Source organism: Acinetobacter sp. UBA6720, assembly GCF_002454215.1.
Classification (GTDB): domain Bacteria; phylum Pseudomonadota; class Gammaproteobacteria; order Pseudomonadales; family Moraxellaceae; genus Acinetobacter.
Genome location: NZ_DKIK01000170.1, coordinates 1 through 8,711 on the forward strand (window position 1 = coordinate 1; position 8,711 = coordinate 8,711).

General features: G+C 41.8%; 7 protein-coding genes. 6 read left to right on the top strand and 1 reads right to left on the bottom strand.

The annotated features are described in order from the left end of the window. Window positions 1-46: 46 nt before the first annotated feature. From B4F08_RS14380 to B4F08_RS14405, 6 genes are all read left to right on the top strand, one after another. Window positions 47-556 carry a hypothetical protein gene (locus B4F08_RS14380; protein WP_291374937.1) on the top strand — a complete coding sequence of 170 codons (510 nt, stop codon included), beginning with the start codon at window positions 47-49 and terminating at the stop codon, window positions 554-556. Window positions 557-723: 167 nt separating this feature from the next. Further along, the gene (locus B4F08_RS14385; protein WP_291374939.1) at window positions 724-2,802 is read left to right on the top strand and encodes a hypothetical protein; all 2,079 of its coding nucleotides are present in this window, start codon (window positions 724-726) and stop codon (window positions 2,800-2,802) included. A 10-nt stretch (window positions 2,803-2,812) separates the two neighbouring features. Next, on the top strand, window positions 2,813-3,565 hold the full coding sequence (locus tag B4F08_RS14390) for a hypothetical protein (protein ID WP_039047431.1): 753 nt from the start codon (window positions 2,813-2,815) through the stop codon (window positions 3,563-3,565). A 26-nt stretch (window positions 3,566-3,591) separates the two neighbouring features. Next, entirely contained in the window at window positions 3,592-5,976 is a 2,385-nt protein-coding gene (locus tag B4F08_RS14395) for a DUF6160 family protein (protein WP_039047432.1), read from the top strand. Window positions 5,977-6,135: 159 nt separating this feature from the next. Continuing rightward, window positions 6,136-7,203 carry a DUF6160 family protein gene (locus tag B4F08_RS14400; protein WP_039047433.1) on the top strand — a complete coding sequence of 356 codons (1,068 nt, stop codon included), beginning with the start codon at window positions 6,136-6,138 and terminating at the stop codon, window positions 7,201-7,203. A 99-nt stretch (window positions 7,204-7,302) separates the two neighbouring features. Next, window positions 7,303-7,911: a Uma2 family endonuclease gene (locus B4F08_RS14405; RefSeq protein WP_039047434.1), complete on the top strand. Its 609-nt coding sequence runs from the start codon at window positions 7,303-7,305 to the stop codon at window positions 7,909-7,911. On the opposite strand, the gene B4F08_RS14410 is transcribed toward B4F08_RS14405, so the two are convergent. Continuing rightward, on the bottom strand, window positions 7,908-8,711 hold an 804-nt coding region (locus B4F08_RS14410; protein WP_291374946.1), incomplete at its 5' end, for a tRNA dihydrouridine synthase. The genes B4F08_RS14405 and B4F08_RS14410 overlap by 4 nt on opposite strands.

The window sequence follows — 8,711 nt, forward strand, 5'->3', positions numbered from 1 at the left end:
TGTATATTTTTATGGCTACCTTTATAGGTTTAATTATGAACAGTAAATGTCAACAGACGCTAGTGTTCCTTTAGAAAAAAATGTTACAGGAACAATTACAGGTTTAACGGCTACAGTTCCTATTGTGCAAAGTCTTGGCTTTATTCATAAGTTACCAATCAGTGGAAATTCTTTTTCAATGTCTGTGCAGGGTCAAACATTACGTTGGCCTGGTGCTGCTGGCGATGCCATGAGAGGATGGTGGATGGCATTTGAGGATCAAATTGATATTGGGAGTATTTCACCTGCTTCAGCTGTTCCTATTACTGATGCTGTGCTTAGCCAAGCCTTAGGCCCAGAGGGGTGTGCGAGTACAACTACGCCGGGTATTAACTGTGCGTTATATAAAGACCCAATCGAATGTAGGGCTTTCGGTCAGCCGAATTGCTTTGGGGGGGATTTGCCAGTAGGTATTGTGAATATTGCAGGTACTAATGTAGATTTTCCATTGAGTAATTTACAACTAGGTGCACAGTCTTTTGCTCCTAACTGCTATGGCGGTTTAAAGTTCTGCTAAAACATTGTATTTTAAGAGTTTTTGGTTTTAAAAGTAGTGGGTTGCAGGCAAGGATTTGCTAAATTAAGGAGGGAACAACCATGGTGCAAAATGATAAAGTAAAAAAAATAATCAAGCACAGGCTGGCATTGTCAATCGGTATACTTATAGCAACATCTACTCCAGTTTTGTCAAGTTCAGCTTTTGCGCTTGAAGCACTGGATGATCAGAGCTTAAAAGATGTCACAGGCGAAGGTATCGCATTTACACTTAGTGATTTTAGTATGCAGTACAAAGGTGCCGATGACTCCGCAGGTACAGGATATACGCGAATTATTCCTGTGGGGCCACTCAGTCAAACCATTGATGATTATAATGTTGCGCACCCAACGACAAAAATCGGTAAAGCGGATGTATGGTTATATGGTCTGTCAATTTCAGGAAATGACGGCGATTCCACAAAACAGTTTAGTGGCAATACTGTCAATATAGGCACAGCAGATAATCCGTGGTTAATTAGTGTCAATACCGTGACCACGCCGAACTTTGCAGGTGTTAATAGCCCTTTAAGTATTTTAACCGTTGAAGCCCCATTACAGACTAATTTGGTCAATGCTTCTGGTGCCTTGTTGCCCACTGACCCGAACAGTTATGACCTTAAACTTGGAACATGGGCAGATGCTTTTGTACGTGACCCGAGTAAAGTGGAAAACCTTACTGCCACAGGTGATCAGTTCGATTTAAACGGTGCAAATCGTGCGAATCGCCTACGTTTACAGGCGATTATCAATGGCGTGAGTTTAAATGGAACCAATCTTAAAATTTTCCAAACCTTGGGCGGGGCAGAAACTGCAACTGGTTTGGGTCCGAATTACTCAAGTTATAATAATACGCTAGGCTTAGCACTGACCGCTCGCATTAATAGTGGTAATGCAGCAGCGGTAAGAGGACCTGTGAATAGTGAATCGGAAACTGATAACACGGTAAGCAATACGGGAACAGTAGCTGCTTGGACACTATTGCATGGTGGTTGGAATTCCACATTGAGTAACTCACAAACTAGTGGGAATTGTAATAATAGTAGTAGTGTGACGGTAAGTACGAACTTTGGTCAGGCTGGCTGTCAATATATGGTGCAAACAGGTAGCCGTACAGATAGTAAAACACGTACGGTGACTAAGTCATCGACATGGTCAAGTGCGAGTGGGTTGGATAATAATGTAATACGCCTGAGCACACAGGAAAAGGGCACAACACAAGGTTTATTATCTACTCCAGCCATCAATGGTGGGGCCATGCCGACCTTTGCGGACACTGAAGGTTTGTTTTTATATAAACCGAATATCAACCTTGTAATAGGCTCACAGTGGCAACCGCTGGTGTTCGGTGTGGCAGACGACGGTAAAAATTTAGCTATAGAGCTTACGCGCATTCCTAACTCGCCGAATGTCTATAAGCAAATTTATACCGACTATACAGGTACCGATGCATCATATAAAGGCGGAACTTGTAGCGTGTACTGGTGCGGAGGGGCAGGCAATGGCAACAGTGTAAATGCCACACATAGCAGTATCAGCATTGGTTCTGTGGATTACACAGCAGCGACTGCCACTAAACCATTAAGTCTTGAAGCCTATAAAGGGGCAGATTCGGTGGGTGTGTCATTTGGGAGCTTAATGGCTGTACAGGGACAGACTTTAACAAATACTGGCTCGAACACCACCACGGCAAACGTAACGCAGGCTCGCTGGATACAGCGGACGAATAACGCTGATACGACATGGAAATATAGAGACTTTTCAAGTGGCGACAAAACTGGTACAGCGAATCAGTGGTCATACAACGGGAACGTTGTGAGCGCGCTTACCGGTGTTCGGGATGCGGTCTATAATTGTTGTTCTCTATCTGCGAATTATGACTATCCTACCGCAAATGGTCTGGGTAACAATTGGGTGCATAACGAGGCTGGTGGTGGTGGAAGTTTATGTGGAAATAATGACTGTACCTACTACGGCACCACAGCCAACCGTAACTGGACTGTAGCGGATATGAAAGGCTTGTCTTGGAGTACTGCGGATAATGCGGGTCTCGATAGTTGGCTCCAGAGTCAGGGAAGTACCACACGTGCGAATGTGATGGCTAATCAGGCGGCTACACCCGCATTACCGACTGTTGCGCAACCTACTTTTTCTACAGTCAACCTCGGTTCTGCCGTCATTGACGGTATGCTCATCCAACACATGAAAATCACCACCAAAGGACTATAAGGAGAAAACCATGAAAAAAAATATATTGTTTTCTGCTTTGTTGTTGGTGTTTGGTGCTGCCCATGCAGAATTGCAAAGTTTAAATAATCAGCAGTTACAACAGGTTGAAGGGCAGGCGAGTGCGGCGACTATTGATTGGACTTTGCGGCTGAACCAAAAAGAAACCACAGCTGGTTCTGGTGTTTATACATTTGATACCGACACCTGTGCAGACTTGCGCTTTTGTCGTTTTGCCGTTTCTTCAAATAACCGTTATGACGATGGTTCTTATGTGACTAGAGACCCTATAACCAACATGGAAACGATTCATGACAAAAACGGCAATGTTATTACAGCAACAGGTCGTAAACAATGGATTGTATTTAAAGGCATACAGGGGAGTATTCAACTGCAAAAAGTCGATATCGATGGTACAGACTTATTGTATAGTTCCGATGCAAATATGACGGGTATACCCGACCAAATTAAAGCGGCCTTGCAAGTATCATTTAAAGCGGCTAACCCAATTAAAATTCGCAACTTTGGGTTTAATGCTCTGTCGATTGAAACCGATACGGTTGCAAATGAAGGGGCAGGAAATGTTCCAGGTTATTTAAATGCCGATAAGTACGGTGCTACAGCAGGTACAAATATTAAGGTCACAACTTCGGTTTATGACCAAGGTCGTGAAACAGGTTTTATGGGAATGATGATGAATGGCAATTTGGCATTACAAGGTAACTTAAAAGTGTTTAGTTGTGATGGATCAATGAAACGTTGCTAATTCAATTCGATTCATGGAGGATAGAAATGAAAAATAACAAAAACCGCCAACTGCCTGTATTTCGCCTGACTGCTTTGGCGATGAGTTTATGTGCAGCACAAAGCTCCGTTTATGCCATGCAGGCACTGAACGAGCAAGACTTACGTGCGGTCAATGCGCAAGACGGTATTATGTTGGATACTCAATACGACAGTCTAAACATCGACCGCCTGTATTGGGAAGATAAAGTGGGTATGTCGACTGGGTCGGATACAGCTTTACGTGCTTATGCCGATGGCATCTCGATTACCAAAAATAGTCCAACAGATCATATTGGCACAACGTATAAAATCAATGCAGGTTCAGACACAGGCACAGGAAAAGCAGGTGTGGACTTAAGCATTGTCTCACGCTATGGCACCATTGCCGCAGATGCCTTTAAAATTTGTGATAATACAGGTGCAAATTGTGGTCAAAGTCCATTTGGCTTAACTGTGCAATCGACTAAAGACGCAACTCTGCATTTTATTACTCAAGATGGTTTGTTTAGCCCGACCAGCTTATCTAGTGCTGAAATTTCATGGGTCGATGTCAATATTTATTTGAGTAATTTAGAAAACAGCACTCAGCCGCTTTCTTCAACCATTAACCAACTTATTTTGAAAGGCTTTAACTTCAATGTGAAAGGTCAGGGTTATATGTATGTTGACCCAATCAAAGGCCTTGTTTTAAGTACAGAGCCAGGTTCAGGTACGGGTACATCAGGTTATTTTGATTTAAATCGCGTTTGTACAGATGCCGCATCATGTGCGACCGATGGATTGAAAGCATGGAACTCAAAACCAGGTCTAAATATTGACTTTGTTGCAAAGAAAAACTCAGGCAATATCAATGGTAAAACGACTTATAACGTAGATAACACTTCGGGTATGATTCGTGTTGGGGCATCAGGTCGCTTAAAAAATGCCAGTTTAACCATTCGAGGGACTAACGGTGCTACAGATACCAATGGTGCCATTTTAGGTAAAGCATATTCGGCAGGAAATAGTACCTTTACGCCAGATTCAGGTTCGGTAAATATTATGGGCAGTTCGGGCATTGCCATGCGAGTAAAAGCCGACTTTACCAATGACGTCAGTAACCCAACTACGTTAGAGCTTGGTCATGGCGGTGACAATGCCTATGCATTACAATTTAGCAATTTTAGTCCCTTGCTGATTCGTAAACAGAATAATGGTGGGGCTTTCAACCCAGATGCTGCTTATTTCGATTCGGGCAATGTGTATGTCAACCTTGCCAACACCAAACGCTTGGCTTTGCCAGAAAACTCGGCGTTAAATGCAGCACCATTTCTAGCTGGAAAGCTGACAACATCGGATGATTATAAGCAGCTTGTGCATAGTGCTACAGGGGCTAACCCGAATGCTGTGGTTGTTGCGACACGAGGAACAGAGTTTCAGGCTTTATCACGCCATACTGAGTTTATTGCCGATCAAAAGATTTATAATGATGGCGACCTAAGCAATGACCCATCAAGCACTCAGGCAACAACAGGAACATGGGGCTTGGGACTGCCGTTTTATAACCTCAACAGTAATCTCGCAATTTATGGCACAACCTTCACAGGTAAGCCTTACGGTTCAGCAGCGGTTGAAAATGCACAACGCCTTGGTTTTGCACTTGGTATGACGACTCAAGGCGTCAGTGCAGATGGTAGTAAAACAACTTCAATTTTATTGATTGATGGTAAGAAGTACGGTACGGCCTTAGATGCAAACAATGTGAGACAGGCAAGCTCTACAGGTGACCCAATTAACTATTATATTGGCGTGCGTAATATCGACATGCTGTTAAAAGGCTACGGTAGCATAGGTATGGAAAATGGGTCGTTAAACCTAAACATTCCAGACTTTATGTTTGCTGCGGCAGGTCAGGTTGCGGTGGGTTATTTGCCAGGCTCACAATATAAAACCTCACTAGGTGGAACAGCGAAATATGCCCCAATTGATGGTTTTTTAACAACTAAAGATGTCTTATTTGGCTTGCGTTTACGCATGGCAGGCAGTGTTGACATGACCATGGTGCCAGGTGGCACAACCGCTGAAAGCAACTTTATTAGTTTCGATGGTAATTTAAATTTAACCAGCGGCGCGGTGCAAATAGTAGAGCCTGTTGACGGTTCTATTATTGGTTTAGACAATATTACAGGGAAGCTTGGTTTTAGCAACCAAATTAAAATCCACAAGGACAATGTCGATTTTAATACCGCCTTTACTATTAACCCAAATAAAGATGCCGCAGGTGTGTTGCGAATTAAAGATTTTAATTTATACCCAGCGACAGGAGGGGTTCCAGGCAATGCACAACGGTTGGGTGAAATGGTCTTTACAGGTGGTAAAATTACCAGTAACTTTAATATTACCCCACACTAAATTGCTTTTCCATGCGTGGGGATTTTCAAATGCATGGAATATAAAGAGTGAGGGTGTTTGAACTAAACTTAAAGCCATTTATCTTTTTAAAGTTGCCATCGACTTGAACTATGCTAGACTACAGGTCATATTTTAAACATTTGTCTACGGATTAGGGCAATGCTAAAAAACAAAAAACTAGGATGTTTATCGCTTTTATTGCTCTCCCCTATGGCGATGGCAATGCAACCTCTAGATGATAAAAGTCTTTCTGCCACGACGGGTCAAGATGGTATTAGCTTGAGCGTCGATATTTCTAAGGTTGATTTTAACCAGGCCGCAATTATTGACACAGATGGTTTTACAACAACCGCTTTGGGTTCTACCGTAGCCTTAACATCTAAAGCGGCCTTAGTCATGGCGGCTACCCAAGGTGCTGCATCGCCAACCATTGGTGTCGACTTTGTGCAAACTTTCAATGCCGATGGCAGCATTGTGCACAATCCAGCTCAGCTGTTAAACATGAGCATTGACTCCGACGCAGGGGAAGCTGCCAATGGCGGTGCATTTACCAATATCGCATTGTCTTTTGGCAATGGGGTAAACGGTATGCGTATTCGTCCATTCTCGGTTTATTTGACACCAGACCAATATGATCCTGGCGATTCTACCAAACATGCTATCTCTACTTTGGTGGGATCAACCTACACACAGCACTCTATTTTTAGTACAGGTACAACCCTTAAATCTTCAAATATTAAAGAATTATTGCGTGTGAGTAATAATATTGATGTTAAGTTTGTGGCCAATAATAAACCGCGTATGAATATTCAATTAGGATCTTCACCACAAGGTCATTTAGTCATGTTTGGTGGCGCAGTTGATTCGGTTTGTGCTTCGACTACTTCTCAGCCAAGTGGGTGTTCATTTAATTTAGTTTCGGGAACGACAGGAGCTAAATTTGATTTACAAATGTCTGGCAAAGATGCTAACGGTTTCTCTTTGAATGGCTTCTATGCAGGTATTGAAGCTGGCGCAGGTAGTATTCCTGGCGCTGTGGTATTTGGTAATACAGGCACTTCAGATAAACTAAATTTGAACTTAAATAATGTTTGGTTAGGAGACACTATTCCAGCAGGTAGTTTGAATTCGAGTATTTTTAATGGTGTGCAAAATGGTTCTATTGGAAATATTGGTGCTGCAGGTGTTTCTGCAACGAATTTAAAAATGCGTGTCAGTGGTATGTAAGTTTTCATTCACCATTTTCCAAAGCGACTTCGGTCGCTTTTTTTTATGGCTGAAAAATGCTATATGTTATTTCATGGTACGGATTCACAGGAAATGAACATGTCATTTGCGAAAAAATATGACTTGATCAGTGAGCAAGAATATTTAAACGGCGAATTGTTATCTGAAATTCGCCATGAATATATTGATGGTGAAGTCTATGCGATGGTAGGAGCACATAAATATCATAATCAAATCACGGGTGAAGTCTTTCGAATATTTGCGAATCATTTATTAGACAAGCCATGTCAACCTTATGCTTCAGATATGAAAGTTAAAATTGATAAAAAATACTTTTATCCAGATGTCATGGTGGATTGTAGCAATGAAGAGACGGACTACTTTGTTGAAAAACCAAGTATTATCGTTGAAGTTTTATCAAAATCCACTCGTCAGCGCGATAAAACAGACAAACGTTTAGCCTATTTCCAAATTCCCACCTTAAAAGAATATGTCATGATTGAGCAGGACTTTGTCGAAATTGAATTTTGGTCACGAGATCAAGATAATCTTTGGCAACAGTCGGTTTATTATTTAGGCGATGATATTACCTTTCATTCAATTGATTTAACTGTTTCAGTTGAGGATATTTACCGTCAGGTTAAAAATGAAGATATGCTAGAATGGTGGGAAAAGAAAGCCCAGCAGCAACTTGATCTGCATAATTAGCGAGTTAAATTTTTTAAAATTTCATCCAATTGTTTTAGTTTTTTTACCTGATCCCAAAGCTCTTGGGCCTCTGGATAGGCTTTAGTCATCATACCTAACCATTGCTTGTAACGACCAATCATTCCAATTTCAGTTTTGAATTGTCCGCTTAAAAAACGTTGTTGTAATACGACTAATTCTTGCCATGTTAAAATTGCTTGGTCGCTATTTTCACGGATACAGAGTGTCAAATCTGGAGTTGTAACAGCGCCACGTCCTATCATCAAATCCTGACAATTTGATTGTTCTAAACATGCTTTGGCATCAGCATTATTCCAGATTTCACCGTTGGCAATGACATTGATTTTCAATGCTTCAGTAATCGGCTGGATTTTTTCCCAATAGGCAGGAGGTGTATAGCCATCGGCTTTTGTTCGAGCATGAACTGTGAGCCAACTAGCACCGGCATCTTCAATAGCATGTGCATTATCGAGTGTATGATTTTCATCTAAATAACCGAGTCGCATTTTTGCTGAAACTGGAATATGTTTAGGTACAGCATCACGAACAGCTTTGACTAAGAGATGTACCGTTTCAGGTTCATCTAATAAAACTGAACCGCCGCGATGGCGATTGACTGTTTTAGCTGGACATCCAAAATTTAGATCAATTGCAGGAGCACCGAGTTCAACGACTTTAGCAGCATTGGCTGCGAGCATTTCAGGATTATTTCCCAAAAATTGAACATGTACTGGTGTTCCAGCAGCTGTTTTACCATCAGTTTTTAGTTCAGGACAAAAACTGTAATAAATATGGTCAGG

What these genes read in the sequence shown, in the direction of transcription:
- B4F08_RS14380 (WP_291374937.1), top strand. Translation starts at nt 47, where the DNA reads ATGTCAACAGACGCTAGTGTTCCTTTAGAAAAAAATGTTACAGGAACA.
- B4F08_RS14405 (WP_039047434.1), top strand. Translation starts at nt 7,303, where the DNA reads ATGTCATTTGCGAAAAAATATGACTTGATCAGTGAGCAAGAATATTTA.
- B4F08_RS14395 (WP_039047432.1), top strand. Translation starts at nt 3,592, where the DNA reads ATGAAAAATAACAAAAACCGCCAACTGCCTGTATTTCGCCTGACTGCT.
- B4F08_RS14390 (WP_039047431.1), top strand. Translation starts at nt 2,813, where the DNA reads ATGAAAAAAAATATATTGTTTTCTGCTTTGTTGTTGGTGTTTGGTGCT.
- B4F08_RS14400 (WP_039047433.1), top strand. Translation starts at nt 6,136, where the DNA reads ATGCTAAAAAACAAAAAACTAGGATGTTTATCGCTTTTATTGCTCTCC.